This is a genomic window from Mesorhizobium sp. MC2-1-1 (assembly GCF_057597255.1).
Genome location: NZ_CP195205.1, coordinates 5,769,703 through 5,795,927, shown reverse-complemented (window position 1 = coordinate 5,795,927; position 26,225 = coordinate 5,769,703). Strand labels below are relative to the sequence as shown.

Here is a 26,225-nt window from a genome sequence, read left to right as displayed (position 1 = left end):
GCGAGCTTTGCAGCCGATTGAGCCTCGGCGCCTAGACTTTGTGCGCTGCCCTTTCGGCAGACGTCGCCTGGCCCTGATAGTCTTGCACCGCTACGCTACCCCTAGCTATCCATCCCAAGGGAGCAGACACCAGCTCCAGTGATCCGATTGACGTGCCGCTTCCCAGCCCACGCTTTTCAAGCCGCGTAGAGTTTGGTGCCACCGCCATTGTGCAGCAGAACTACGCTTGCAATGCGCAACGTGCCCGGCGGACCTTCTAGATAATTTAGGAATTACTCACGAACCGATTTCATCGGACAAAATAATTGATTGCCGCGGCGTTAGCGAGAAACGTGCTTGCAAGAAAAACGCCGCGTTTTCAGAGCAATGGGCCCAGAATATCAGACGTGTGGTTCGGGTCACTTCCGTTGCGTTATCCCCGAATTTCACCGAGTTGCCTGGCGGCAAACGCAAGCTCCGCCACGATTTTGCTTCATTTTGACTAAAGTTCGAATACCTTAGCTCCGTCTCATATTTGGGTTTTCCGCGGGAAGTTGACCCGATACGGGAGCGTTCCGAACGCAGGGATTTCAGATATTGGCCAAAGCCAGGAGAGCCACGCGACGCTTCCGCGTGAAGAGCAAGAGGCTATGAAGACCAAGAACGAATCGTCTTCTCTTTTGCGTAGCGCGTTGTCGGACTGCGCACCGGGCTTGTTTGGGATCGGGCTTTTTTCTGCGGTGACGAACCTCCTGGCACTGACCGGGTCGCTCTATATGCTGCAGATCTATGACCGGGTGCTGCCGTCACAGAGTGTGCCGACGCTGGTCGCGTTGACTGCTGGGATGCTAGGGCTTTACGCGGCCTATGGACTGCTTGATCTCGTTCGACTCCGCCTGTTGGCCCGCATTGCCAGCCGGCTCTACAAGAACCTCCACCAAAGGGCATTCGCCCTTTCGCTTCTCTTGCCTCTTAAAGCTGGCCGGGAAACAGATCGACTAGATCCATTGCGAGATCTTGATAACCTGCGCGGCTTCCTCGCAGGATCCGGGCCGACGGTCATCTTCGATGCGCCTTGGATTCCTTTTTATCTGTTGATTATCTATTTACTTCACCCGGCCCTTGGCGTGCTGGCGACAGTTGGCGCTATTGCGGTTATCGCAATAACTGCGGTCGCGGAGATTTTCGGCCGCAGGCCGGCCAGACTGACGTCGGAAGCGATGATCTCGCAACGCGCTCTTGCCGAATTGGGACGCCGCAACGCCGAGGTCGTTTATGCGATGGGCCTCTCGCCCAGGCTGGGGCACCGCTGGAGCGACGTCGTTCATGGCTACCTGACAAATCAGGAGCGGCTGTCCGACATCATTGGCGGGACTGCTTCAATGTCGAAGGCGCTGAGGATGGCGCTGCAATCCTGTGCACTGGGGCTTGGCGCCTACCTTGTGATCGACGGCGAAGCATCCCCCGGGATTATCATCGCATCATCGATATTGCTTGGCCGCGCGCTCGCTCCGGTGGATGCGGCAATCGCAAACTGGAAAGGTTTCCTGTCGATCCGACATAGCTATTTCCAGCTCGATGCCACGTTCAAGGCGTTCGAAAATCCGATCGAACCGATGGAATTGCCACCACCGCACACACAACTGACCGTCGAGAGCCTGACAGTTGCTCCGCCCGGTATGCCAAAGCCAACCGTGGTCGACGTAAGCTTTCGCCTGACCAGCGGTGCAGGCATGGCCATTGTCGGCCCAAGCGGCTCAGGCAAGACAACACTAGTACGGGCGTTGGTTGGAGCCTGGAATCCGCTTTGTGGCAAAGTCCGGCTGGACGGGGCCTCGCTCGATCAATGGAACCCGCGCTCGCTTGGATCCCACATCGGTTATCTTCCGCAGGACGTTGAACTTTTTGACGGAACGGTCGCTGACAACATTTCGAGATTTGGCGGCAAGAGCGACCCCAAGGGTGTGCTAGCCGCCGCCAAGGCCGCGGGCGTGTATTCATTGATCATGAATTTGCCGAACGGTTTCCAAACGCGCATCGGCGTTGGAGGCAGAGCCTTGTCGGCTGGTCAAAGGCAATTAATTGGTCTGGCCAGGGCACTTTATGGCGATCCGTTCCTTGTCATTCTAGATGAGCCGAACTCAAACCTGGATGTCGAAGGCGACGCCGCGCTTGCCGGCGCAATTCTGGCGGTGCGAAAGCGTGGGGGCATCGTCATCGTAGTTGCGCATCGTCCGTCCGCTCTCACGAACATTGATCAAATTCTGGTGCTGGCAAACGGTACGGTGCGCACGTTCGGCTCTCGCGAAGAGGTGTTGGCGAGCATAGTGCGACAACCTCCTTCCTCAACGAACCGTCCGTCCCCGGTTATGCCCATGCAAGGTGTGAGCGGGCATGCGTGAAGTGCTTCCTCGCGTGGTAGGTCTCCTCCCATCCTCCATCCTATTTGATGCCGGCCCGCGCTCGGCTGGCAACAAGGGGTCAACACCACCTGGCAACCTCGGACCCAGCCTGGCGCTGGGGTTGACAGTGACTTGCCTGTTGGTCTTCGGCGGTGGTTTGTGGCTCGGTTTGACCAAGATAGCAGGTGCCGTAGTCGCTCCAGCAACCGTGGTCGTCGAAGGCGACACCAAAAAGGTGCAGCATCCGACGGGTGGCACCATCAGCGGGATTTATGCGCAAGACGGTGATCATGTGCGAGCAGGCGACGTGTTGGTGCGGCTGGACGACACGCTGGCTCGGGCAAATCTCAAGATTATCAGCGAGGATTTGAACCGCGTGACGGTGCGGCTTGCTCGACTGGACGCCGAACGTCAGGGGCTGTCGAAAATGCCGATTCCGAGCGGTCTACAGGCGGACATGGGCAATCCGGATGTGGTGGCGTTGGTCGATGGCGAGCGCACTTTGCTTGAAACGCGCACATCCGAATTGACTGGTGAGAAGACGCTTCTTCGAAGTCAGACCGAGCAGATTGAACGTCAGCTCGAAGGCCTAAAGGCCCAGCAGGCCGCGATGGACGAATTGGCCGCCTTGCTCGGCCGCGATCTTACCGATGTGGATACCCTCTATTCCAAGAAACTGGTCTCGAAAGAGAGGCTGAGCAACGTCAGGCTAGATGCGACAAGGGCCAAAGGAGAGTCTGGGCGGCTGGCGGCAGCCGTTGCAGAAGCGCAGGTAAAGATCACGGAGACCGAATTGCAGGTCCTGCAACTCGACGAACAAAGACGCAGCGAAGTAACCAAAGAGTTGCGTGAAACAGAGGCCAGTCGAACCGAACTCGATGAGCGCAAGATTGTGGCGCAGGACGAGTTGACCAAAACCGAGATCCGCGCGCCCCAATCGGGCACGATACAGCAATCCACTGTCCATACCATTGGCGGCGTGATCGCTCCGGGGGAGCTGCTGATGACCATTGTCCCCGACGCGGACAACCTTGTCGTTGACGCTCACGTTCCCCCATCGCGGATAGACGACATTCGGTCCGGACAATCAGTCTCTATACGTTTTCCGGCGTTCGATGCCAGCACCACACCGGCATGCCGTGGCAATGTGAAGTGGATTTCTGCAGACCAGATCAAGGATCAGCAGCACCAACTCTCCTATTTCTCGGCCCGCATCAGCGTTCAAGACAGGACCGATTGCCTCACGGACGCAAGGGGGCTGAGGCCAGGCATGCCAGCCGAGGTTCACATAAGCACGGGCCTGCGAAGCGTCTGGTCCTACCTTGTGAAGCCACTCACCGATCAGATGTCACACGCTTTTCGGTAACGTGCCGCGGGCAACCAGCTTAGGGGGCAAGCCGAGTGTTGGCCTCGCCCTAACGTCTCAAACCGTAAAAACTCAAGGCAGCTAAGACTACGACACCAGTCCGACAATGTAGATGATGCTATCGATATGATCTCTCTTGCCGGAGAGAGACAAACGTAAACTTGTAGTCGCTCCGCATCATGTCAGCTCCGGCGTCCTTCATTCGGATGGCATTCGGTTTAGCAAACACTGATATAATAGGGTCAGCCGGCGGCCCCGTATCTAGTCCGTGCCCCCGCCGGTCAGACCCGGCTCGTGGGCTCCCCCGCTTTCGAGCCGGGCCGCCCGACCCAGCATAACGCAATAATTCAGGCGTTTCAGTCAATTTGCCCTTGCACACTCCCCCAAATGCGGACGCGTTTTGCTGGCGGGCACACGCCAGAGTTCGCTAACGCGTTGCCCGCGGGGATATTTCCACCATAAAGCGGCAGTGACTTGAGAACAGCGGCTGCGGTTGTTGTTGGCCTACCCAAAAAACAGGTTATGGACAAAACACGGCTACCACCAGCCAGACTGCGGCACAGGGGATTGGGCCGGTTCATCAGAACAGATGAAGACGACAAGCGGACGCGTGCAAATACTGCCGACATGGAGAATTCCACTACGCCCCTCACCGGCCTTTATCGATGCCCAGGGCTCCCACCATTTATCTGCGTGATGAATGGCCCCAAGGGGAGCTATATGACACGGGATCTGTACACAGAAGCTGGATACAAGCCTGATTTCGATGCGCTGCCATGGGAGTCGGAATATAGAGCCTCCCGAAAACCTTAAACAATTACCACGTCCGTGCTTGGAAAGTCGTGGTTGAACTCGACCATTTCGAGCACGACGTCATACGGCACCTTTGCCTAGGCGAGCAGCACGTTCATGTGGCCGGGAAGTCGGCCAGCCACCGGATGGATGGCGAAAAGGACGGTCTTGGCGGCGCCAATTTCACCTGGTTGGCCTATGAAGCCAGATATGCAGTTGGCACCGCCAGCCACTGTGGCTTCCGGCCCATGGCGGCTGAGAGTTTCGACGCTATCGGCCGGCTCGGCGTTGACAGACACATCGGGTAAAAACAGATCGCCGGCGATGCTCCGTATCCGGAGACCATCCCGCAGCGTCGCTGCAAGTTGCGCGCCGCGAGCGACGACGCTGACGTCGCCGCCCGCTTGTATGAGCCTTGCGCCGACATAGCCACCCCTGCCGCCTGCCCCGGTCGCGCACGAACGTCTTATAACCTACGCCAAAGCGCCCGTATCAGCGTCGGACACGGAGAATGCTTTCTATGAGATCTCTCTCGCGGAAAGGCTTGTTCACCAACGGCACATCCGGTGGACGGTTGGAAAGCGCGTCGGCGTCGGCATAGCCAGTAATTATCACCGCCGGCCAGTCGGAGCGCAAATTGCGCGCGAAGCGAATGACCTCCACCCCAGAGACGAGGGGCATTGCGAAATCGGTGACAATGACATCGAAGTCATGCGGCGCGCGCTCAATGATTGCCAGCGCTTCGGCACCCCCGGCGGCACAGGTTACTGCAAAGCCGTGTTGCCGCAATGATTCGGCAGTTAGCTGCCGCAAACCGCTACTGTCATCGATCAGCAGAAGGGAGGGAAGAGCTTTCCCTCCAGTTTCGATAGGAGTTTGGTCACGATCCGGGTCCGTTGCGTTGGCTTGTGGCTCCTGCGCTGAACGGGGGAGCCAAAGTTCCATCGAGGTACCGCGACCAACGATGCTGTCGATGCGCAGCGCTCCACCCGACTGCTTCATGAAACCGTACACGGTGCTGAGACCCAATCCGGTGCCCTTCCCGACCGGCTTTGTGGTGAAGAAGGGTTCGACGACCTTGGTCAGGATTTCCTGCGGGATGCCCCCGCCTGTGTCCTTGACGGTGATGACAACATAATCTCCGGGCTCCAGATCTGCGGATGCTGCCGCAATGCTCCTGTTCTGTGCGCTGACGACTATTGTTCCGCCGGTCGGCATGGCGTCGCGCGCATTGAATACAAGGTTCATCAACGCCAGTTCCAATTGGCCGACGTCCACATGGGCGGGCCAAACGGAGTTGTCGACCATCCATTCAAAGCGGATCAAGCCACCCAGTACGGGTGCCACCAGGCCGTTCATCGTATCTTCCAGCGCGGTCAAGCTAACCGCCGCCGGCTTCAGATTCTGGCGCCGCGAAAAGGCGAGCATCCTGGTGACAAGGTCGACGCCCTGTCTCGCGGAATGGCGAGTTAATTCAATGACCTTTTTTGCGCGCTCGTCGAGGGCTACATGGCGTTCGAGCAAACCCAGTCCACTCAGGACCGACGCAAGTAGATTGTTGAAATCATGTGCCAGTCCACCCGTTAGTCTTCCGACTGCGTCGAGGCGCTGTGATTGAAGAAGCTGGTCCTCAAGCGCACGCCGCTCCGTCACGTCAAGCAGTGTGCCCAGGATTTCCGGCCGGCGTCCGTCGCCACCTTTCGACAGGATGCCCTGGTCAAGGAAGATGCGGTATTTGCCATCGGCGCACAGCCAACGGAACTCGCACGTATAGGAACCCTTTGCCTTCGCCGCCAGCAATGCTTCTGCTACCTTGGGAAGATCGTCCGGATGCACCCGGCTCAGGCCAAACCGGGGATCGGAAGTCAGCCGTTCCGGAGGAAACCCCGTCAGGCGTTCGACGCCTTTGGTCACAAAGCGGGCGGCAAATGGCGGCTCGGCGGCCCTGGCGTGAAAGCATACAGGCAAGGACCCAAGAATGGCTTCCTGCCGCTCCTCGGCAATTCGCAGCGACCGCTCTGCCTCAAGCTTTTGCCTTTCCGCCTGCAAGGCCTTTGCCAATAACGCCTGCTCGGCGGTCGCCTTGCGCTGGATCTCGATCGTCTTTTCGTGCAGCTCGACGAATACTGCCACTTTGGATCGCAGCATGACCGGGTCGAAAGGCTTGAACACATAGTCAACTGCGCCGGCGTCGTATCCGCGCAGCATATGGGCGTCTTCCTTATTGATGGCCGTGAGGAAAATGAGTGGTGTCCGTTTGGACTGTTCGCGCTGGCGGATCAAAGCGGCTGTCTCGTACCCGTCGAGACCTGGCATCAGCACATCCAGCAAGATAACGGCGAAATCCTCCTTTAGCAGGCGGCGCAGCGCCTCCTCGCCGGATTGCACCGTAACCACTTCCGCAATTGGCGTGAGAACTTCATCAATGGCCAGCAGATTCCTCTCGTCGTCATCGACGGCAAGAATCCGCGCCTTCGACGGGGGAGCCGCCAACTGCACGATCTCAAGTTTCTTCGAACGAATCCGCGACGACTTTTGCACCGGGCACCCGTCAGTTTATTGATACGAGCAGATTTTGGTGCGCCACCGTCCTGGTCCGAGAGCGACCGATCCAAACGCGCAGGAGTGCCAGCAACAAGTCGAGATCAACAGGCTTGGCAATGTAGTCGGAGGCACCGGCCTCCAGGCACTTCTGCCTATCGCCTTTCATTGCCTTGGCCGTCACCGAGATCAGCGGGATGTGAGCGATGGCCGGTGTGCTGCGTATCCTCCTCATCGTCTCATAGCCGTCCATCTCCGGCATCATGATGTCGATCAAGGCGGCGTCGACGTCGGGGTTCTGTTCCAGCAGGGCAATGCCATCGCGTCCACGTTCGGCGTGGAGGACCTCGATGTCGTAAGTCTCCAGGACGCTTGTGAGTGAATAGATGTTCCGGATATCGTCGTCGACGATCAGGACTTTTGCGCCGGCAATACTGGATTTGTCGTCGGCGTGCCCCTCCCCTGCCCCGCTGCCTTCCCGCAATCCTCCAGGAAGGGTCGCAGAGATGTGTAAGGCCAGTTGAGCAAAATTCTCGGCTCGCGGGACATCGTTCCAAGCTGGGTTAAGCGCCAACACCTGTTCAATCGCGTCGGAGTGGGGGGCAAAGAACAGAAGCGGCGGCAGACCCTCGGAAAACTGTTTCGTAAGCTCGTCGAGGGCCTGCGCATTGTCCTTGGCGGACCTTCCAAGACCGACGATGACGGCATCAAATGAAGCGAGCTCAATATCGTCGGCGGCAGTTGCGCGACTAATGGCAGTGACCGAGGTGACCCCGTCTCTGATCGTCTCGACCAGGGAAAGGCGCCGTTCGGAATCGGAATTGACCACGAGGACCCTTCGCTGGACCCGTAGCTTCCTGGAATGAATTCCCTCGAACACCGTCATCAGCTCATCGGACGATACGGGCTTTGTGGAGACGCTCGCTGCGCCTTTGCGAGACAGGTCTTCGAGGTCTTCCGCGCCGGAAATCACGTGAACCGGGATGCCTGTCGTCTTCGGATCGTGGCGCAGCAAGTCGAACAGAACCCATCCGTCGATGTCGGCAAGACCCAGATCCAGCGTAATCGCATCGGGAACGAGCTTACGTGCCAAAGCCAAGGTCCCGGAACCCGCGGTCGACAATACGCCCTTCAGTCCAGCAGATCGCGCCAGGCCAAGCAGGAGACCGGCGAAGGTCGGATCGTCCTCGACAATCAGGACGACCCGGTCTTCCGCCGAGATGGCATCGCGATCGTCCAACAATTCCGCCGACGGCAGACCGCTCGGAGTTGCCATCGTGGCAATTGCCTCGGTGGCTGGAAGTAATTCCGGCTGGGCCAGCGCGGAAACGCTTGGACCGTCCATTGGGATGATGAGCGTAAATGTCGACCCCTTTCCAGGGACACTTTCAACCCGCAACTCGCCGCCAAGCAGACGCGCAATCTCGCGGCTGATCGAGAGGCCGAGACCGGTTCCTCCATATTTGCGGCTGGTCGTGCCGTCGGCTTGCTGAAACGCCTCGAAGATCAGCTTCTGCTTGTCCTGCGGGATGCCGATCCCGGTGTCTGTCACGGCAATGGCAAGTGCTCTAACCGGCTGTTTTGCGCCATTACCGCGCCCGGTCTTTTCGAGAAGGAATTTTAGGCTGACCTGGCCCTCGGACGTAAACTTGAAGGCATTCGAAAGCAGATTGAGAACGATTTGCTGCAGGCGCTTTTCGTCGGTGCGTACAGTCTCCGGAAGAGCCGGATCGACATCGATTGCAAAGCCAAGCCCTTTGTCCGCCGCCAGCTGACGAAACGTTCGCTCCATATGTTGGCGCAGATGCGCAATGGGCATATCGTTGATGTCGATCGAGACGGTGCCAGACTCGATCTTCGACAAATCGAGGATGTCGTTGATAAGGCTGAGAAGGTCGGTCCCCGCCGAATTGATAGTACGCGCAAACTCGACCTGCTTGTCGTTTAGATTGCCTTGCTGGTTCGTAGCGAGCAGGTTCGACAGGATGAGCAACGAATTCAGCGGGGTTCTGAGTTCATGGCTCATATTGGCAAGGAACTCGGACTTGTATTTGGAAGTGAGCGCCAACTGCTCGGCTTTCTCCTCCAACGCCCGACGCGCCATTTCAATCTCGAGGTTCTTGTTTTCGACCTGCTTCTTTTCGTTCTCCAGAAGCTGAGCCTTCTCCTGCAGCTCCTCGTTTGTGGCGTGCAGCTCCTCCTGCTTCTTGGTCAGTTCGGTCTGGCGGGCCTGCAACTCGGACGTCAGCAATTGCGACTGCTTGAGCAGGCCTTCAGTTCGCATCGTTGCCGCTATGGTGTTGAGGACGATGCCGACGGATTCCATCAGCTGATTGAGAAATGACTGGTGCGTGTCGCGGAACTCGCTGAAGGATGCGAGCTCGATGACCGCCTTGACTTCATCTTCAAACAAAGCCGGGAGAATAATGACATTCGCTGGCGAGGCGCTTCCAAGGCCGGACGTCACACGCAGGAAATCTGGCGGGACATTGTCAAGCATGATGGCACGCTTGTCGGCGGCACTTTGGCCGACGAGGCCTTCCCGAAGATCAAGCCGTTGCTTGATGGCCGCCTTGCTCTCGGCGCCATAGGACGCCGCGAGTTCCAGATAGGATTCCTCCTCATCGCGGTTGGTCACATAAAACACGCCATATTGAGCGTTCACGAGGGGAGCGAGCTCAGACATGATTAGACGTGACACGGTGGCTAGATCGCGCTCGCCTTGCAGCATTCGCGAGAAGCGAGCGAGATTGGTCTTCAGCCAATCCTGCTCCGCGTTTTTCAACGTCTGATCCTTAAGGTTGCGGATCATCTCGTTGATATTGTCCTTCAATGCAGCGACCTCTCCGGAAGCCTCGACGCTGATCGAGCGCGTCAGGTCGCCCTTCGTCACCGCCGTGGAGACCTCGGCGATTGCGCGGACCTGAGTGGTCAGATTGGCCGCCAATTGATTGACGTTATCCGTAAGGTCGCGCCAAAGACCGGCTGCGCCCGGCACGCGTGCCTGGCCTCCCAGCTTGCCCTCGATGCCGACTTCGCGCGCAACGTTGGTGACCTGGTCGGCAAAGGTAGCGAGGGTCTCGATCATCCCGTTGATGGTGTCCGCGAGCGACGCGATTTCACCTTTGGCGTCCACCGTGAGCTTGCGCTTGAGATTGCCCTGAGCGACGGCAGTCACCACATCGGCGATGCCGCGCACCTGGTTGGTGAGGTTTGTCGCCATCAGGTTGACGTTGTCGGTCAGATCCTTCCAGGTGCCGGCGACACCTCGCACCTCGGCCTGACCTCCAAGCTTGCCCTCCGTGCCCACCTCGCGCGCCACACGCGTGACCTCGCCGGCGAAGGAGTTCAATTGGTCGACCATGGTGTTGATGGTCGACTTGAGCTCAAGGATTTCGCCCTTTACGTCGACCGTGATTTTCTTCGAGAGATCGCCGCGCGCGACCGCAGTCGTCACCTCGGCAATGTTGCGAACCTGACCGGTAAGATTCTCGGCCATAGAGTTCACGTTGTCGGTCAAATCCTTCCAGGTGCCGGCGACACCTCGCACCTGGGCCTGGCCTCCCAGCTTGCCCTCGGTGCCGACTTCGCGCGCCACGCGCGTCACCTCGCCCGCGAAGGAGTTCAGCTGGTCGACCATGGTGTTGATGGTCGACTTGAGTTCAAGGATTTCGCCCTTCACGTCGACCGTTATTTTCTTCGAAAGGTCGCCCAGCGCCACTGCGGTGGTTACTTCCGCGATGTTGCGCACTTGGCCAGTCAGATTGGCGGCCATCGCATTCACGTTATCGGTCAGGTCTTTCCACGTGCCCGCCACACCTCGGACCTGGGCCTGGCCGCCGAGCTTGCCATCAGATCCGACCTCGCGCGCCACGCGCGTCACTTCCGAGGCAAAGGAATTCAGCTGATCAACCATCGTGTTGATGACGTCCTTGATCTGCAGAATCTCTCCCAAGGCATCGACCGTAATCTTCTGGGTAAGGTCGCCGGTGGCGATCGCGGTTGCCACTTTCGACACGTCACGCAACTGCACGGTCAGATTGCCGGCCATGGCGTTGACGTTGTCGGTCAAATCTTTCCATGTTCCGCCGACGCCTTCGACATGGGCCTGGCCGCCAAGCTTGCCTTCCGAACCGACTTCACGGGCGACGCGCGTGACCTCGGAGGCGAAGGAGTTTAACTGGTCAACCATCGTGTTGACGGTATCCTTGAGCTCCAGGATTTCGCCTTTGACGTCGACGGTGATCTTTTTGGAAAGGTCGCCCCGGGCGACGGCCGTTGTCACCTCAGCGATGTTGCGAACCTGGCCGGTGAGATTGGCCGCCATAAGATTGACGTTGTCGGTAAGGTCCTTCCAAGTGCCGCCTACTCCCCTCACCTCGGCTTGACCGCCGAGCTTGCCTTCCGTCCCCACCTCGCGCGCCACGCGTGTGACTTCCGAAGCAAAAGAATTCAACTGGTCGACCATCGTGTTGATGGTATCTTTGAGTTCAAGGATTTCCCCCTGCACGGCGACCGTGATCTTTTTTGACAGATCGCCAGAGGCAACCGCTGTTGTGACCTCGGCGATGTTGCGAACTTGCCCGGTCAGATTCTCGGCCATTGAATTGACGTTGTCGGTGAGGTCCTTCCATGTGCCGGCTACGCCGCGAACTTGTGCCTGCCCCCCAAGCTTGCCCTCGGTCCCAACTTCGCGCGCCACGCGGGTGACCTCTGAAGCGAACGAGTTCAGCTGATCTACCATCGTGTTGATGGTGTTCTTCAGCTCAAGGATCTCGCCCTTCACGTCGACGGTGATCTTCTTCGACAGGTCACCCAACGCCACTGCCGTGGTCACCTCCGCGATGTTGCGGACCTGGCCGGTCAGATTTTCCGCCATTGAGTTCACATTGTCGGTTAGATCTTTCCATGTGCCGCCAACGCCCTCGACACGTGCCTGGCCGCCAAGCTTGCCTTCAGTGCCGACCTCACGCGCGACGCGCGTCACTTCCGAAGCAAATGAATTCAGCTGATCGACCATCGTGTTGATGGTGTTCTTGAGCTCGAGGATCTCGCCTTTCACATCGACCGTGATCTTCTTGGATAGATCCCCTGAGGCGACAGCTGTGGTGACTTCAGCGATGTTGCGCACCTGGCCCGTGAGATTGGTGGCCATGGCGTTGACGTTGTCGGTCAAATCCTTCCAGGTGCCAGCCACGCCCTTCACCCGCGCCTGCCCGCCGAGCTTACCTTCCGTCCCCACCTCGCGCGCGACTCGCGTGACCTCGGAGGCAAAAGACGCCAGTTGCCCCACCATCGTGTTGACGATCTTGCCGATACGCAGGAACTCGCCGCGCAGAGGTCGCCCGTCAATCTCGACCATCATTGTTTGGGAAAGATCACCTTTCGCCACAGCACCGATGACGCGAGCCACTTCGGCGGTCGGTTGCACCATGTCCTCGATAAGGTCGTTTACGGACCTGACACTCGACTCCCAACTTCCGGTGGCATTGCGAACGTGCCCACGCTCGCCAATCCTGCCATCCTTGCCAACGACCCGGCTGAGCCGTTCAAACTCACGGGTCACCTGATCATTGAGTTCGACGATCTGGTTGAAGGCATCGGCGATATCCGAATCCAAACCGTCGTAGACGTTGTCTATCCGAACGGAAAAATCACCGCGCCTGAAGGCTTTCAATGCATTGAGAATTTGACGACGGTCGAGTTGCGCTCTTGATGCCTGCACACTCACAGTGCCACTCCCAAGCCAGCGGTTTTGTGAAATTGCGGATACTAGATTAACGAAGCCCCGTGCGGTGGCAGGGTAAAATCCACCGCAAGCCCGACAACGTGGAACCAGCCAGATGGTTCCGCGGATCCCGTCCTCCCGCCAAATCTCATTGTTGCCGATGCGGAATTCCCTCGGGCCGGGCGAGATCGTCCTTATGTCCAAAGGCCAGAGGGCCACGAGCTTCTCGCACGAGACGGCTCACGTCGCGGGGGTTGCTCCTGGAGACTTGCGTCAAAAAACACCCACAACGAACGAAGTCAAAATTCTGGGCGGGCTGGGATTTGATCTCGGAGTGGTCGACGAGAAGCACGCGCCATTTGATCGGCGTCACGATCGACAATCTGCTCCTCGTCGCGCGCGGCCAATAGCGCGGTCATTGTCCGGGTTGCAGAAGCGACTCTGCGCACTGTTGCGGCTTCATGTGGCGATCGGGCCATAGGCGCGGCGGGCATAAAGCGGGGGCATGGGACTTGGCGGATCTGGCCGGGATTGCCGAGACGAGACTAGGTCAGGTCAGGTGGCGTGATCGTTGTCGCAGATCTTGAATTGCCAGCTGTCATTGTCGGTCTCGATGGTGTCGCAGTGATGGGTCCAATCGGTCGAGCAGCCGACATTCTTCACAGGCAGTGCTTAACGTCAGGGAGCAGTCGTGCCGCCGCGTTTAGAAGACCCGTGCGCTGGTTCGTAGTGGATCGGCGGCAGCAACATTCGCCCGCAGCTTTGGGGCCGAAATCGGACTGTCTGCCATCGGGAAGAAGTTGCTTGCGAGGTGACTTTGTTGCCGCCACTGAAAATGGCTTTTCGACGGGCTACGCGAACGCCACCTGCGCCGTTGCGGGATTCCTGCCGCTCTGGCCAGTGGCGAATGATCGGCGGCTTGTCCGTAGGCCCTTTCACCAAGTTCAATGCGGCTCATCATCGTCGGAAGCATCTGCAGCGGCCCGGCCGCGAGCAGAGAGATGCGCGACCGGCAGGCGCCAGCCGTATCTGATGGCCATGAAGCGGAGACAAAAGCACAAAACACCTCCAGTCAGAGCCGAGATGCCGTAGGAGACACCGATCATGTCGCCGCCGACGACGATCGCGGCGCCGGCCAGAGCTGCGACGGCATAGAGATCAGAACGCAGCACCTGTGGGATTTCCACGAGAAGGGACGTCCCGCGTCATGCCGCCGCCTATTCCGGTCAACATACCCAAAAGCGCCGCCATCACCGGGCTCAGTCCTAACTCGATCGCCTTTTGCGCACCGGCGACCGCGAAGAACGAAAGACCCACCGCATCGAACAGCAGTACGGGACTACGTAGCCTGTCGACGCCCGCATACCAGAAGAAGCTGACGACACCGGCCACAACTGAAACCAGCAGATACCGGCCATCGATCAATGCGGCCGGAGGAACGGCACCGATCAGCACGTCGCGGGCGATCCCGCCGAGATTTCCCGTCACGAAAGACAGAACGAGGATGCCAAAAATGTCGAGCCGACGATTGATCGCGGCAACGGCCCCGCTGATAGCAAAAACGAAGGTCCCGCCCAGGTCGAGAATATGCACTAAGGTTTGAATGGTGATCATAACGGGCCCGCCGCTCAAGCTTAATGCATCAGCGCCACGCAGAAATGGCTTTCGGAAGATCCTGAGGCGCCCTCAGACGGCCGATCGGCCGGACAATCACAACAACGTGGCCGAGGCTCCGCAGACGGACTCGATTCAAGGACTCAGTTCCCCTTCGCGCCGAGCCATGCCAGTGCGCCGACGACCAGCGCCTCGATGCCTGTTTCCAGCGTGGGATGCAGGACCGGTGCGAATTTCGGGCTGTGATTGACCGGCAATTCGTTCAACCTGCCCTGCGCCTTGGCCTTGGCATAGACCTTGGGGTCGTTGCCGCCCACGAACCAGAACACCGACGGCACCTGCCATGCAGTCCCGAAGCAGCCGAAGTCCTCGCTCGCCGGGGCTGGTCCGGTGTGCTTTACCCGCTCGGGCGAAAAGTAGCCGCGGAACGCCTCGGCGATGTGGTTACTGGCGGTTTCGTCGTTCACGTTGAGCGGGTAACGGTAGAGCGGTGTGATCTCCGGCTTACGCGGAGCGCCGGAGGCTTCGGCCTCGGCGTTGACGATCCGCTCGATCACGGCAAGGACGTGCTTGCGCACGCTCGCGTCGAATGTGCGCACGTTGAGCTTGATGACGGCGTCGTCGGGGATGACATTCTCCTTCGTGCCGGCCTGCAGCACGCCGACCGTGATCACCGCGGCGTCGGTTGCGGCCACCTCACGGGACACGATCGTCTGGAGCCGCAGTACGGCGGATGCCGCCATGACCACAGGATCGACGCTGGCTTGAGGCATCGAGCCATGCGCGCCTCGTCCGAACAGCCGGATTTGCAGGCTGTCGGCCGCCGAAGTGATCGGTCCCGCGCTGCCAGCTACGGTCCCTGCAGGACCGACCATGACATGCTGGCCGAGCACGACGTCAGGCATCGGGAACCGCTTCAGGAGGCCGTCGTCAATCATGGCCTGGGCTCCCTGCGCGGTTTCCTCCCCCGGCTGGAAGACGACCATCAACGTGCCATTCCAGGCATCACGCGCCTGCGACAGAAGCGTCGCGGCACCCACCAGCCAGGCGACATGCATGTCGTGGCCGCACATATGCCCTACCGGAACGGTGTTTCCTTCAGCGTCCGTTGCCGTGACCTTGCTGGCGTACGGCAGACCTGTGCTCTCGGCGATCGGCAATGCATCCATGTCAGCGCGAAGCATGACCGTCGGCCCCTCGCCATTGCGAAGCAGTCCCACCACACCCGTCTTGCCCACCCCGGTGGTCACCTCGTAACCGGATTTCTTCAGCCTGTCGGCCGCAATGCCCGCGGTGCGCGTCTCCTGCATCGACAGTTCGGGATGGGCGTGGATGTCCTTGTAGAGCGCCTCAATTTCGGGCAGCAGCCCGGTCAGGCCCCGCAGCAGCGCGGACGCACCTTTTGCATGGATTTGTGCCATGACCACCTCCCCTGTCTCTCGTCTAAGACAGCTTGCCAACGGCTGGGAAGACTGGGCGGCCGTGCCGCCAGCAACCTCCGGCCCCTTTGGTCCGATTGACAGGCAACAGGCACACTAGTCGTTCCTTGGCCGCCGCAGCAATGCCCATTCATGCGATCAACTGATCGTGACCCTGACCGCATCGGCGTCCTCGATCCGCGCTTGCTGGGCCCCCCGACCGCGATCTCGCCCGCTGGCAGAGGCGCCATGGGCTAACTCGAGGCCATGGATCACGGGGAGCGAAACGACGCCGTGGCGGCCGCAAGCAGGCGATCGGGACCAGGGCGCCGATGCTGGTGCCGCTGCGGCCCGACGAGCGCTGGTCGCTCGACTTGGTATCGGACCAGCCCGCCGACGGGCGCCGCTTCCGCATCCTGGCCGTCGTCGACGACTGCACGAGAGAGTGCCTGGCACTCATCGTTGATACGTCTCTCTCGGGGTATCTGGGTTGAGGCCGAAAACCTGGAGCCAGAAATCGAACGGACTGTTTTGAGATGAATTGGCGATACCGGTCGCTGACTGAGGCGTGAATTGTGGAGCCCGAACGACACCCCAGGGGACTTCGTTTCTTGGCACTATCGGCCACCTGAACCCCAATCCACGATTGCTCGTGGGCCAAATCGGCATGAAGGGCTGCGGAACAATTCGCTTCTCCCACCCTTTCTCCCGCAGTCCATTGCCTTAGGGAGATACACGATGAAGACTTTGGCCGATATTTTCGAGCACACACTTCGAGACATGTATTTTGCAGAGAATGCGATCACCAAGGCGCTACCGAAGGTGGCCAAGGCAGCCAAGGATGCGAAGCTGAAGAAGGCCGCTGAGGACCATCTCGAGGAAACCAAAGGCCAAATTGAGAAGCTTGACAAAGTGTTCAGGTCGATCGGCAAAAAGGCCTCTGGCGAAAAGTGCGATGCGATTGAGGGCATCATCAAAGAAGCCGACGGGCTTATGGAAGAAGCATCAGGAACGGCACTCGACGCTGGACTGCTAGCTGCCTGCCAGGCAGTCGAACACTATGAAATATCTCGGTACGGCTCTCTAAGAGAGTGGGCAAAGGACCTTGGGCATGACGAGGCGCACAAGCTGCTTAGCGAGATCCTTGACCAAGAGAAGGCCACCAACAACAAACTCACGAACCTCGCAGTCACTTCGATTAACAAGCCAAATTGAGACTCACCTAAACCAAACGGGTGACGGATGCTGACGGCGCTCAAGGATGAGCGAAGACCCACGCGGTTTCACGCTCGCGTTTCTAGCGGGGTCGTCTTCGCCGCGACATCCATGGCCCACCGCGGGGCAGTATGTTCGGGTCGTGAAGCCCTGGCGTCGCGCCAGCGGGAAAGGTTGGGCCTAGCCCGCCGGCTAGGCCGTCGCCTGTTCCATCATGACCGAAGGCGTTGCAGAGGCGTCCATCCACATCGCGCCTAAGGCATGGCCATCCGGATCAGCCAGATCGCGGGTGTACATGAACCCATGATCTTCGACTGGATTGATGTCGGCTGTGCCGCCGTTTGCGGCAGCCGCAGCGGCCATCGCATCGACGGCTTCGCGACTGTCGAGACACAACGCCAACATCACCTCGCTGGACGTTGATGGCGGGATTGGACGTGTGGTCATCGTTTGCCATGTGTCACGGCTGAGCAGCATGAAGTTGATTTCATCGCTCCATACCATGCCGGCAGTTGTCTCGCCGGTAAATTTGGGATTGTTCTTAAACCCGAGAGATTCATAAAAAGCCCTCGATGCCCCCACGTCGGTCACCGGCAAGCTCACAAAAATCTTCCTGGTCATAGATCGTTCCTTTCGTATCAGATGCAAGTTAGACCAGTGGCGTCTTATTGAAGACGGATGACCGCCTTCAAATCCGACATGGCATCGCAATTTTTGATCGCTCGCTCAGCGACATTTGGGTTCTCTTGACGCCCGCGGGCTCCAACGGCGGCTACCGCAGGATGCTCATGCCTGGACGCTTGCGGTAAAACTCCGAAGCAGCCGACTGTACAGATTCAGCCCGCAACTTGCGGTAATGACCTATTTTGTCGATCGCAAACGCTTAGCCGCGCCGCCGACGGCGTTGCGGAAGGCAGCATCGAAGTTTACGCCCGCTATTTCCCAGCTCGGGTTGTGATCGCTCAATGGCAGGCGCCAAATCGCATGCCAGCCGTGCTCGCTGGTCTCCCAGTCGAGTTGACCGACCAGGATCGCGTCAGCCCCAAGTTTGGCTTTCAGGTCGGCCAACGCCTCTTGAGATATCGTATCGATCCTTTCCGGCGCGATCGCTGACAGATCGGTCTGCCTGGCGAAGACGATAGGTATCGCGAAGCGCGCTGAAGCATCTTGAAAGCTTGAGCGCAGGTCAGAGCCGTGGGTGCCATCGGCTACCAGCAGATAGCTGCGCGCCATATCGGTGACTTTGAGGACGATCGCCAGCCTCGGGCGCGCGCCCAGCCACGGCTTTTCGCCCATCGCCGCCATCGCATCGTTCATCCGCTTCCGGTCAAATTGGAAGGTCAGATCGAAAGGGCGATCGCGCGTGCCTTGCTCGTCATGAATTGGAATGCCGAACATACGGTCGTGATAAGTGTAGGACCAGACCATCGCACGCGACCCGATCGCCAGCGAAGCAAAGAGCGGGTTCTGCCCGATGTCGGGATCGCCGGTCAGCTTTTGCGCCGCAAGGTCGAAGCCTTGCTGAATGGCGGGAACTCGCGTCTCCTCGCGATCGCCGGTGACGATCACGCTCGAGCGGTAGAGCACATCGTCATCCGCGTGCGCCAGGACAGGAACCGCAAGCCACGCCAGCAGCGTCACCAGAGCCTTCTCCATTGATGCTCCCCACACTCTTGAGTAACCTGTTAAGGGGTTACATACTGACGGGATGAAATCAACTGAATTACTCCGGACCTACGTCTCGCCGCTCGGCTCAATGCGCATGCTTGGCGGCGCGCCCGCGCTCGACCTTGCTAACACTGTGCACCGGCGTGATGGGAACGAGGTCGACTTCATTGCGAGTTATGAGGACCTGCTAGCCTTTTGCATTCCCGCCCGGCTGCTGTCGGAAGCAGAAGCGCGCTCTCTCAGGCGGTTGGCGGGAAACCATGAAGGCCTCGCCGGTGATGTGCATGTTCAAGTGCTAACACTGCGCGCCGGCCTCAAATCATGGCTCACGCGCTCGGCGACAAATCTCGTCAGCACCCTAACAGCAAAAAACGCGGCCTTGCGCGATATGCAGGCGGCAATTGCGCAGGCGGGCGGCTCGGCTGGCCTTGGCCAGATCCTAAATCTCTCTTCCGCCTCAGACGCCGAGGCCATTCACCTGCCGCTGCGCCGATCGGCTGCTGCAGCCGCCATGCTTTTGTTGTTTCCGCCGGGGAACGACATCCGGCGTTGCGACGCCGACAATTGCGGCGGTTTCTTCATCAACGAGAGCCGCTCAAAGCCGCGGCGCTGGTGCTCGATGGACGGTTGCGGAAACAGGGCCAAGGCGGCCCGACATCGCTTGGCACATCGTGAATAACTTGGTGCCTCCCTTAAGGCTAAAGATCGCAGGCTGATCGAACTGGGGGCGATACCTGATCGTGTATCGATCGAATGAACGGAAAGATTGTTGAAGACCACTCTGACTGTATCTGTCTCTTCAAGCAGTTGCACTCTATCTCCTGGCTTGTAATGCCGCGCGTCCCGGAGCCTTTTGCCACAGGCCAATCGTTTCGGTCAGGCTGTGAGCGCAACGCCGGGTCGAGAACCAGGCTCGGTGCCCTCATTCCTATGATAGGGCGCAGGACGGGCTGATGCTGCGAATACGACTGTTTCTTGCCTACAGCCTAGGGTGCCTTTCCAGCGGCCACGTTTGCATTGCCTTTAACCTTGTCCTACGTGCTTCCCATGATAAGCTCCTTCTTAATTCCGGCAATCACTCGCAAGAGGATTTTCTCCTCGACAATTGGTTCCGCTTTCATCGAGGAATGAAGGCGAGGGTGGCACCTAAGGCCGCCGCGTATGGCGGCTGACCGGAGCGGCCGCTTTCGGCAGGAATGCCCCCTATCGGCGGCTAATGGCGCCACGGCGACAGCCAACTTGGTCGCCGGAACCGCGAGATAAGGCGCAATCGGAGCGGCAGCATCGGGGCCGTAAGCTGGTCGGCAGCTTTGAGGTATAAGCAGCCAGAAGAAGGGGAGGCACGCCGCTTGCCTATCAGTGACCTGACCTAAGGCAGTCAGGCTCAGGTCGCTCTGTCCGCGACAGTCTTCAGACAGCTGCTATCGGCATTGCAACCAGGACGGAGCCGCCTTCCACCCTCGCAGGATAGGTTCGCAGATTTATGCAGGGCGGCGGGCGCGTGGCCGCGCCGGTGCGGTAGTCGAAGGCGCCAGCATGTTTCGGGCATTCGACCTCGTAATCCATGACTAGCCCATCGGCGATATGGACGGCCTCATGCGTGCACAGGCCGTCAGTGCAGAACACCTCGTCGTCGGGCGAGCGGAAGACGGCGTAGGTCCGGCCCTCATGGTCGAAACGTCGGGCACCCTCCTGTTCGATGTCATCGAGGCCGCATGCCCTGATCCAATTGGTCATTTTTTTCCCATCCGTCAAATTCGATCGCGGCGCAGCTCCGAATAGCCTTCACAGCCGCCCGGAGCCCCGCACGCGGCTGTGTGTGCAGATGTCATTTGATGGCCTCCGCGTTGGCGCGTGCCTTCTTCTTCTCGTAGCGGGCCTGCATGCGGGCCTCGCCTTCCTTGCTGCCGTCGTGGAAGGTGCCAAACCAGCGGTCGAACGGAATCAAGCCGTCGCCGTAGTTCACCTCGAAATATCTGTGGTGGAGATAATGGATATAGGCGTGGCTATCGACGCCGGCGCCTTCGGTAAGCTCGATCTTGTCGAATCCGACATGACCGGGAATGGCGCCGAAGCCGGCATAATGGAGCTGGTAGAGCGCCAGGAGCGGGTTCGACGGGATGATCAGGTGCCAGAAAGCGACGCCGAGATAGCCGAGCTGTTCCACCGGGTGCATCGACAGCGACGACCAGGGGGACGGGTTGACCGAATTGTGGTGCACCGAATGCACCCATTTGTAGAGGGGGCCCCAATGGATCGCACGGTGCAGCAGGAAGAAATGCGTCTCGTGGATGATCGGCACCACCAGCGCCAGGCAGAAAAGGTAGACCGGATGCTCTGCGAAGGTCAGCCACGGCACGTAGCCATTGGCGTAAGCGTAGAGGATCGCCACCTCGACCGCAGTCCAGATCGGCATGCCGCTGCCGAAGGTCCGCAGCATGTTGTCGATGTTCTGGTTCTCAAAGAAGAAGGCCTTGCTCTTCTGCTCCGACGGCCATTTTCCGTTGTATTTGAATCGGGTACCCTGGGCTCTCAGAATGTAGAGTCGAAGCTCGAAGGCGCCGAAGAAGACGAGCAGCGCCGCGCAGTTGACGAGGAAGAGGCGCAGAATCCAGCCGACAGCGAGCGTCTTCATCACTTCGACGTCGGGCAGCACGAAGCGCCACCAGGCGACGGCCGTGAGCGCGAAGAGCAGATTGTAGGGCAGGAAATAGCTCGGCAGCCATTTCAGTACCGCGAGCGGACGCGGCGGAAAGACGAAGAGCGGCGCGGTGCCGGCCGGTTCGTTCGGAGCCCAGTCACCTCGCTTGTTGCGCGTCCCGTATTGCAGGTCGTCCATGGTAGCCTCACAGAGACTGAGAGAGGGTGAGGAAGCGGTCGTAGGCGGCATCGTCCATGTCCACCTGGTGCTTCGCTTCGGGATAGCTGCCTTCGGCGACATCGCGGCCGAAGGCACGGAAGGCACTGATGCGCTTTTCCTGCAGCTCGGCTTCCAGCGTGACGAAATCGGCATAGCGCTTGGCATGACGCGGATAGTGGCCGGCGTGCGTCCCCAGCACATCGCAGGAGAACAGATACTGCGTGTCGCAAGCGTCGCCGCAGCCCATGCCCATGGTGATCAGCGGGGTGGAGCGGGTGATGTGATCGGCGAGTCGCACCGGCACGACCTCGACCTCGATGCAAGCGGCGCCCGCATTCTCGAGGTCCTTCGCTGCTCGCAGTACGTTGAGCGCTTCCTCGGCGGTGCGGCCGATGGCGCGGAAATTCGTCCAGGTGGCGCGGTTAGGCACCAGGCCGACGTGGCCCGTGACGGGAATCCCTTCCGCAGCCATGGCCTCGATGAAGCGCGGCGAGTGTGATGAATAGACCGCATCGGCGCCGCGCTTCATCATAGCGAAGCCCAGCCGCACCGCCTCCTCAGGCGAGGCGACCGCCCCATGCGGCATGCCGACGGAGAGGAACGCGTAAGGCGCCGCCCGTCGGATGGCTTCCAGATTGTGATCGGGCTCGCAGGAGAGGATGACGATGCCGCAGGCGACCGCGGCGGCAGCCTCGGCCGGCGTGTCGACATGGAGCTGCAGCCACTTTCTGCTGCCTTTGGAGCTCTGCAAATCGTAGGCCGTCACCCGTCTCGCCACCGATGATCCTCCCGTTTCGCGAGGAGATAACACCGAGCCCTGGCGGGCGCCGCTTGTTCCTTGATCAAATCAGATCAAAGGTTCTCGGCGGTGAAGGTGATGAAACGGATCGGGGGATTTTCCACAGGCAGGTCATGCAGGTTGAGCGCGGCGAGCACCAGGTCAATGGCGCGGCGCGCCTGCGCTTCTGGCGCCTGGTCGAGCACGACATCCATCGTGCCCTCGCGCAAGGCCTTGGTGCTGCGCTCGGTGAGTTCATGGCCGACGAAGAAGATATCGCGGCCTCTGCCGTGCTTGCGCAGCACCTTGTTCAGTGCGGTGTTGGCGCCGCCGGCATTGTAGAGGCCGGCAAGGTCCGGCCACCGCTTCAACGCCTCGTGCAACTGCTCGGCATTACGATCGCCATCGTCAAAGCCGAAAAGGGCCGCGACCGGCTCGAAGTCCCGGCCCTCCTCGATCAGGCAATCGAAGAAGCCGCGCACGCGGTCGCGATGCACGCGGTAGATCTGACTATGGCAGATCGCGATCACCTTGCCCGGCCGGCGCTGCATCTTGGCCATGAGCAGCCCGGCCATGCGGCCAGGGGAGCGGATGGTCTGCTTTCAGTAGAACCCTGACAGAAGCGGACCTTCGCATCGGCAAGGAGCAACACTGTACGCGGTCTTAGTAGTATGTCTACTTTTGCCGGAACGCGGTGTGCAAGGACGTCGTCAGCGGTCCCAGAATGTAATCCAGCGCGGTGCGTTCCTCGGTCACGATCATTACCGAGGCCGGCATGCCTGGATAGAGCTGGATCTGCGGCGCGCCGGCGAGTTCCTGCTGATCCACCGCTATGTCGGCGACATAATAGGGAAAGCCGGTCTTGGCGTCGGTCACACGGTCCGCCGAGATGTGGGTGACACGGCCGTGGATGACCGGCGTCGTGCGCTGCTTGTAGGAGGTAAAGCGGATTTCGGCCGTCATGTCGGCGCGGAGGCTGGATATGTCCTCGACCCGAACCTGGGCTTGCACGATCAGCGAATTCCCGGTCGGAACAATGTCGAGGATGGTCTGGCCGGGGGTGACGACCGCGCCGGTCGAGAAGACTGTCAAGTCCATCACTTGGCCGTCATAGGGCGCACGCACTTCGGCGCGGTCGACGGTGGCCTGCGCGGCAAACATCTTTGGCACCAGATCGGCAAGGTTCGACTGCGTGTCGATCAACATGGCCGACAGTTTTGCGCGACGCTCGTTGGTGAGCTGCGCGATCTGGCTTTCGAGCTCGGCCTTGCTCTGACGGTTACCGGCAATCTCACCGAGCGCCTGGTCGATGAGGCCCTGCAAGTCGGAGGCGGAGCGGTCGAGTTCCAGGATGCGCGTGCGCGTCGTCAAGCCGGCCTTCAAAAGCTTGTTCAGACCCGCCTTCTCGTCCACGGTCGACTTGAGTTGTGCGCGATAGGATTCTACGCGCGCCTCCTTGCCCTCGATCTGCTCTTCGAGCTCGGCGATACGCTTTTGCAAGATCTTCGTAGCACCTGCCATCGAGGCGCGCTGGCTCTCAAGGTCGGCGATCTGGTTGGCCATCGCGTCCTGTAGATAGCCCTGGTGCTCGGCAGAAATATCCTTCGGGAAGGCGACCGCCGCGCGCCCATCGAGCTCGGCGCGGATGCGCGCATCCGTTGCGCGCAGCAGCGCATATTGCTGGGAGTAGAGGTTGAACTCCGAACGGGCACGCGTGTCGTCGAGCACGACCAGCACATCGCCAGCCTTGACGGTGTCGCCGTCCTTCACGCGTATCTCCTTCACGGTGCCGCCGTCGAAGTGCTGGACGCTCTTGCGGTTGCCCTCGACCTTCACCATCGCGTCGGCGAGCACGGCGCCGTTGAGCGGCGCGATCGCCGCCCAGCCGCCGAACACGCCGAAGAATGCAACGATGATGAGCAAACCGACCCAGACCGGACCGCGGATCGAGTCCGCGTCGGCGCCCGCGTCCTGGGCGCCGGATAGGGCGCGATATGTGGCGGCGACATCGGTCATTGGGTTGCCACCGCAATCGGGGCGGCGCGCTGGTTGAGCAGCGCGAAAATCTCGTTGCGCATGCCGAAGGCCTCGACTCCACCGTCCCTGAGGAGCAGGATCTTGTCGACATTGGCCAGGGTCGATGGCCTGTGCGAGACGATGATCACGGTGCTGCCGCGGCGCTTGAGTTCCAGTGCGCATTCGGCGAGCGCACGATCGCCATCGGAGTCGAGATTGGAGCTCGGCTCATCGAGCACGATGAGGTTCGGCGTGCCGAAGACGGCACGCGCAAGCGCGATGCGCTGGCGGTAACCGCCCGACAGCACCGCGCCGCCCTCGCCGATCTGCGTCTCGTAGCCCTGCGGCAGGCGGATGATCATCTCATGCACGCCGGCGAGCCGGGCGGCCTCGATCACCTCACGATCGACATCGGTTTTGAAGCGGCCGATATTGGCGGCCACCGTGTCGGAAAACAGCTCGATGTCCTGCGGCAGATAGCCGATATGGTCGCCGAGCGCCTCCTTGCCCCATTGCGTCATGTCAGCGCCATCTAGCCTGACCGTGCCGCGGCTCGGCTGCATGATGCCGGCGAGGTGACGGGCGAGCGTCGACTTGCCAGCTCCGGAGGGACCGACGATGCCGAGGGCCTCGCCTGCCTCGAGCTTGAACGAAACATCGCGCAACAGCACCTTCTGCAAGTTCGGAATGGCGAAGGTGAGCTGTTCCACGGCGATCTGGCCGGCGGGCTTGGGCAGGTTGAACGCACGTTCCCCTTGGGCGCCGCCGTCAAGCAGCTTCTCGACCCTTCCGAGCGCGGCCCGCGCCAGGATGAGGCTGCGCCAGAGCCCGACGATCTGCTCGACCGGCTGCAGGCCCCTGCCCAGAAGCAGGCTTGCCGCGAACATCGAGCCGCCGGTGATCTGCCGATCGATGACCAGATAGGCGCCCAGGCCGAGGATCAGCGACTGCATGGTGAGGCGCAGGAAGCGGATAATTCCGGACATCAGCGCCGCGCGGTCGCTGGCCTGTCCCTGCCGGCGGAGTGCCATGCCGCGGTCGCGCCCCCAGCGGCGGACGAGGCCGTCGATCATGCCCATGGCGCGGATGACTTCCGCATTCCTCAGGCTCATTTCGGTGAAATTGTAGTTGGCGGTGGCGAGGTCGTTGGCCTGCTTCAGTGGCACCCTGACCATATACTCGTTGAACACCGCCATGGCGATGAGGATCAGCGACGAGCCAAGCGCGAAGAAACCCAGCCACGGGTGCAGAAGGAAGATGACCCCGATATAGATGGGCGACCAGGGCAGGTCGAACAGGGCGTGGATGCCGCTGCCGGTGATCACCTGGCGGAAGGTATCGAAATCGCGGATCGGCTGGCTTTGCGAAGCCCCCTGCGACGGGATCTCGACGGAAGCCGCCAGGATCTTGGCCGAAAGCAGCCGATCGAGCCGCGCGCTGGCGCGCGTCAGGATCGCGGCGCGCACGAGGTCGAGGCCGGCCAGCGCCAGGAAGGCAGCCAGCAGCACGAGGGTGAGCATCACCAACGTGGTCTCGCTGCCGCTGGTGACCACCCGGTCGTAGATCTGCAGCATGTAAAGCGGCGATGCGAGGTAGAGCAGGTTGATCGCCAGGCTGAACACCGCCGCAAACAGGAAATAGCGGCGGCAGGCGCGAAGCGCTTCCCTGACAATCTTGGATTTGCTGTCGAGACTCAAAATGCCCAGCGGAGAACCGCCCCCTGTCCAAACTGCGTGCCCGGCACTGATACTACTCCCGATCCTTCAGTCGACCACGCCGCTCACCCGTAAACCTGCTGTAAACCTTAATTCGTAAGCTAAACGCCCGACCGGCGCAGAAACCGGGTGA

17 protein-coding genes and 3 pseudogenes are annotated in these 26,225 nt (G+C 60.1%); 5 read left to right on the top strand and 15 right to left on the bottom strand.

Annotation, left to right across the window (positions count from 1 at the left end):
• Positions 1-629: 629 nt before the first annotated feature.
• Together ACR64R_RS28390 and ACR64R_RS28385 are read left to right on the top strand one after the other, a co-directional pair.
• Positions 630-2,381: a type I secretion system permease/ATPase gene (locus ACR64R_RS28390; RefSeq protein ID WP_487359523.1), complete on the top strand. Its 1,752-nt coding sequence runs from the start codon at positions 630-632 to the stop codon at positions 2,379-2,381.
• Positions 2,374-3,747, top strand: a complete 1,374-nt coding sequence (locus ACR64R_RS28385; protein ID WP_487359522.1) for an HlyD family type I secretion periplasmic adaptor subunit — start codon at positions 2,374-2,376, stop codon at positions 3,745-3,747. The genes ACR64R_RS28390 and ACR64R_RS28385 overlap by 8 nt, the downstream gene beginning before the upstream one ends.
• 812 nt (positions 3,748-4,559) lie before the next feature.
• On the opposite strand, the pseudogene ACR64R_RS28380 reads toward ACR64R_RS28385, so the two are convergent.
• From ACR64R_RS28380 to ACR64R_RS28350, 7 genes and pseudogenes are all read right to left on the bottom strand, one after another.
• Positions 4,560-4,709: pseudogene (locus ACR64R_RS28380) on the bottom strand (NAD(P)(+) transhydrogenase (Re/Si-specific) subunit beta); the annotation flags it as partial.
• A 168-nt stretch (positions 4,710-4,877) separates the two neighbouring features.
• Positions 4,878-4,949, bottom strand: a pseudogene (locus tag ACR64R_RS28375) (hypothetical protein); the annotation flags it as partial.
• Positions 4,950-5,031: 82 nt separating this feature from the next.
• Positions 5,032-7,080: a response regulator gene (locus ACR64R_RS28370; protein WP_487359521.1), complete on the bottom strand. Its 2,049-nt coding sequence runs from the start codon at positions 7,078-7,080 to the stop codon at positions 5,032-5,034.
• A gap of 10 nt (positions 7,081-7,090) precedes the next feature.
• Positions 7,091-12,805, bottom strand: coding sequence for a HAMP domain-containing protein (locus tag ACR64R_RS28365; protein WP_487362569.1), 5,715 nt, complete (start codon positions 12,803-12,805; stop codon positions 7,091-7,093).
• A 947-nt stretch (positions 12,806-13,752) separates the two neighbouring features.
• Positions 13,753-13,980 (bottom strand): hypothetical protein, encoded by a 228-nt coding sequence (locus ACR64R_RS28360; protein ID WP_487359520.1) that lies wholly within the window; start codon positions 13,978-13,980, stop codon positions 13,753-13,755.
• A complete protein-coding gene (locus ACR64R_RS28355) occupies positions 13,967-14,422 on the bottom strand; it encodes a trimeric intracellular cation channel family protein (protein WP_487359519.1) in 456 nt (151 codons plus the stop codon). Before ACR64R_RS28355 ends, ACR64R_RS28360 begins: the two co-directional genes overlap by 14 nt.
• Before the next feature lie 143 nt (positions 14,423-14,565).
• A complete protein-coding gene (locus tag ACR64R_RS28350; protein WP_487359518.1) occupies positions 14,566-15,843 on the bottom strand; it encodes a M20 family metallopeptidase in 1,278 nt (425 codons plus the stop codon).
• Between the two features lie 284 nt (positions 15,844-16,127).
• Here ACR64R_RS28350 and ACR64R_RS28345 point away from each other — a divergent pair.
• Positions 16,128-16,322: pseudogene (locus tag ACR64R_RS28345) on the top strand (IS3 family transposase); the annotation flags it as partial.
• A gap of 256 nt (positions 16,323-16,578) precedes the next feature.
• The gene (locus ACR64R_RS28340) at positions 16,579-17,055 is read left to right on the top strand and encodes a YciE/YciF ferroxidase family protein (RefSeq protein WP_487359517.1); all 477 of its coding nucleotides are present in this window, start codon (positions 16,579-16,581) and stop codon (positions 17,053-17,055) included.
• A 192-nt stretch (positions 17,056-17,247) separates the two neighbouring features.
• Here ACR64R_RS28340 and ACR64R_RS28335 read toward each other — a convergent pair whose 3' ends face one another.
• Complete coding sequence (locus ACR64R_RS28335) at positions 17,248-17,676, bottom strand: VOC family protein (RefSeq protein WP_487359516.1); 429 nt, start codon at positions 17,674-17,676, stop codon at positions 17,248-17,250.
• 240 nt (positions 17,677-17,916) lie between these two features.
• Positions 17,917-18,711 carry a hypothetical protein gene (locus tag ACR64R_RS28330; protein ID WP_487359515.1) on the bottom strand — a complete coding sequence of 265 codons (795 nt, stop codon included), beginning with the start codon at positions 18,709-18,711 and terminating at the stop codon, positions 17,917-17,919.
• Between the two features lie 52 nt (positions 18,712-18,763).
• Here ACR64R_RS28330 and ACR64R_RS28325 point away from each other — a divergent pair, with 52 nt between their 5' ends.
• On the top strand, positions 18,764-19,402 hold the full coding sequence (locus ACR64R_RS28325) for a CGNR zinc finger domain-containing protein (protein ID WP_487359514.1): 639 nt from the start codon (positions 18,764-18,766) through the stop codon (positions 19,400-19,402).
• Positions 19,403-20,133: 731 nt separating this feature from the next.
• On the opposite strand, the gene ACR64R_RS28320 is transcribed toward ACR64R_RS28325, so the two are convergent.
• The 6 genes from ACR64R_RS28320 to ACR64R_RS28295 form a co-directional block, all read right to left on the bottom strand.
• Complete coding sequence (locus ACR64R_RS28320; RefSeq protein WP_487359513.1) at positions 20,134-20,460, bottom strand: MocE family 2Fe-2S type ferredoxin; 327 nt, start codon at positions 20,458-20,460, stop codon at positions 20,134-20,136.
• Between the two features lie 91 nt (positions 20,461-20,551).
• Positions 20,552-21,562, bottom strand: a complete 1,011-nt coding sequence (locus ACR64R_RS28315; protein ID WP_487359512.1) for a sterol desaturase family protein — start codon at positions 21,560-21,562, stop codon at positions 20,552-20,554.
• Between the two features lie 7 nt (positions 21,563-21,569).
• The gene (locus tag ACR64R_RS28310) at positions 21,570-22,361 is read right to left on the bottom strand and encodes a 3-methyl-2-oxobutanoate hydroxymethyltransferase (RefSeq protein ID WP_128260198.1); all 792 of its coding nucleotides are present in this window, start codon (positions 22,359-22,361) and stop codon (positions 21,570-21,572) included.
• A gap of 74 nt (positions 22,362-22,435) precedes the next feature.
• Positions 22,436-22,936, bottom strand: coding sequence for a substrate-binding domain-containing protein (locus tag ACR64R_RS28305; protein WP_487359511.1), 501 nt, complete (start codon positions 22,934-22,936; stop codon positions 22,436-22,438).
• A gap of 100 nt (positions 22,937-23,036) precedes the next feature.
• On the bottom strand, positions 23,037-24,377 hold the full coding sequence (locus ACR64R_RS28300) for an HlyD family type I secretion periplasmic adaptor subunit (protein WP_487359510.1): 1,341 nt from the start codon (positions 24,375-24,377) through the stop codon (positions 23,037-23,039).
• Complete coding sequence (locus ACR64R_RS28295; protein WP_487359509.1) at positions 24,374-26,074, bottom strand: type I secretion system permease/ATPase; 1,701 nt, start codon at positions 26,072-26,074, stop codon at positions 24,374-24,376. Before ACR64R_RS28295 ends, ACR64R_RS28300 begins: the two co-directional genes overlap by 4 nt.
• Positions 26,075-26,225 lie beyond the last annotated feature (151 nt).

Coding starts and splice junctions, on each gene's coding strand:
- ACR64R_RS28340 (WP_487359517.1), top strand. CDS start 16,579: ATGAAGACTTTGGCCGATATTTTCGAGCACACACTTCGAGACATGTAT.
- ACR64R_RS28350 (WP_487359518.1), bottom strand. CDS start 15,843: ATGGCACAAATCCATGCAAAAGGTGCGTCCGCGCTGCTGCGGGGCCTG.
- ACR64R_RS28315 (WP_487359512.1), bottom strand. CDS start 21,562: ATGGACGACCTGCAATACGGGACGCGCAACAAGCGAGGTGACTGGGCT.
- ACR64R_RS28300 (WP_487359510.1), bottom strand. CDS start 24,377: ATGACCGATGTCGCCGCCACATATCGCGCCCTATCCGGCGCCCAGGAC.
- ACR64R_RS28330 (WP_487359515.1), bottom strand. CDS start 18,711: ATGGAGAAGGCTCTGGTGACGCTGCTGGCGTGGCTTGCGGTTCCTGTC.
- ACR64R_RS28385 (WP_487359522.1), top strand. CDS start 2,374: ATGCGTGAAGTGCTTCCTCGCGTGGTAGGTCTCCTCCCATCCTCCATC.
- ACR64R_RS28390 (WP_487359523.1), top strand. CDS start 630: ATGAAGACCAAGAACGAATCGTCTTCTCTTTTGCGTAGCGCGTTGTCG.
- ACR64R_RS28325 (WP_487359514.1), top strand. CDS start 18,764: ATGAAATCAACTGAATTACTCCGGACCTACGTCTCGCCGCTCGGCTCA.
- ACR64R_RS28305 (WP_487359511.1), bottom strand. CDS start 22,936: ATGGCCGGGCTGCTCATGGCCAAGATGCAGCGCCGGCCGGGCAAGGTG.
- ACR64R_RS28355 (WP_487359519.1), bottom strand. CDS start 14,422: ATGATCACCATTCAAACCTTAGTGCATATTCTCGACCTGGGCGGGACC.
- ACR64R_RS28320 (WP_487359513.1), bottom strand. CDS start 20,460: ATGACCAATTGGATCAGGGCATGCGGCCTCGATGACATCGAACAGGAG.
- ACR64R_RS28335 (WP_487359516.1), bottom strand. CDS start 17,676: ATGACCAGGAAGATTTTTGTGAGCTTGCCGGTGACCGACGTGGGGGCA.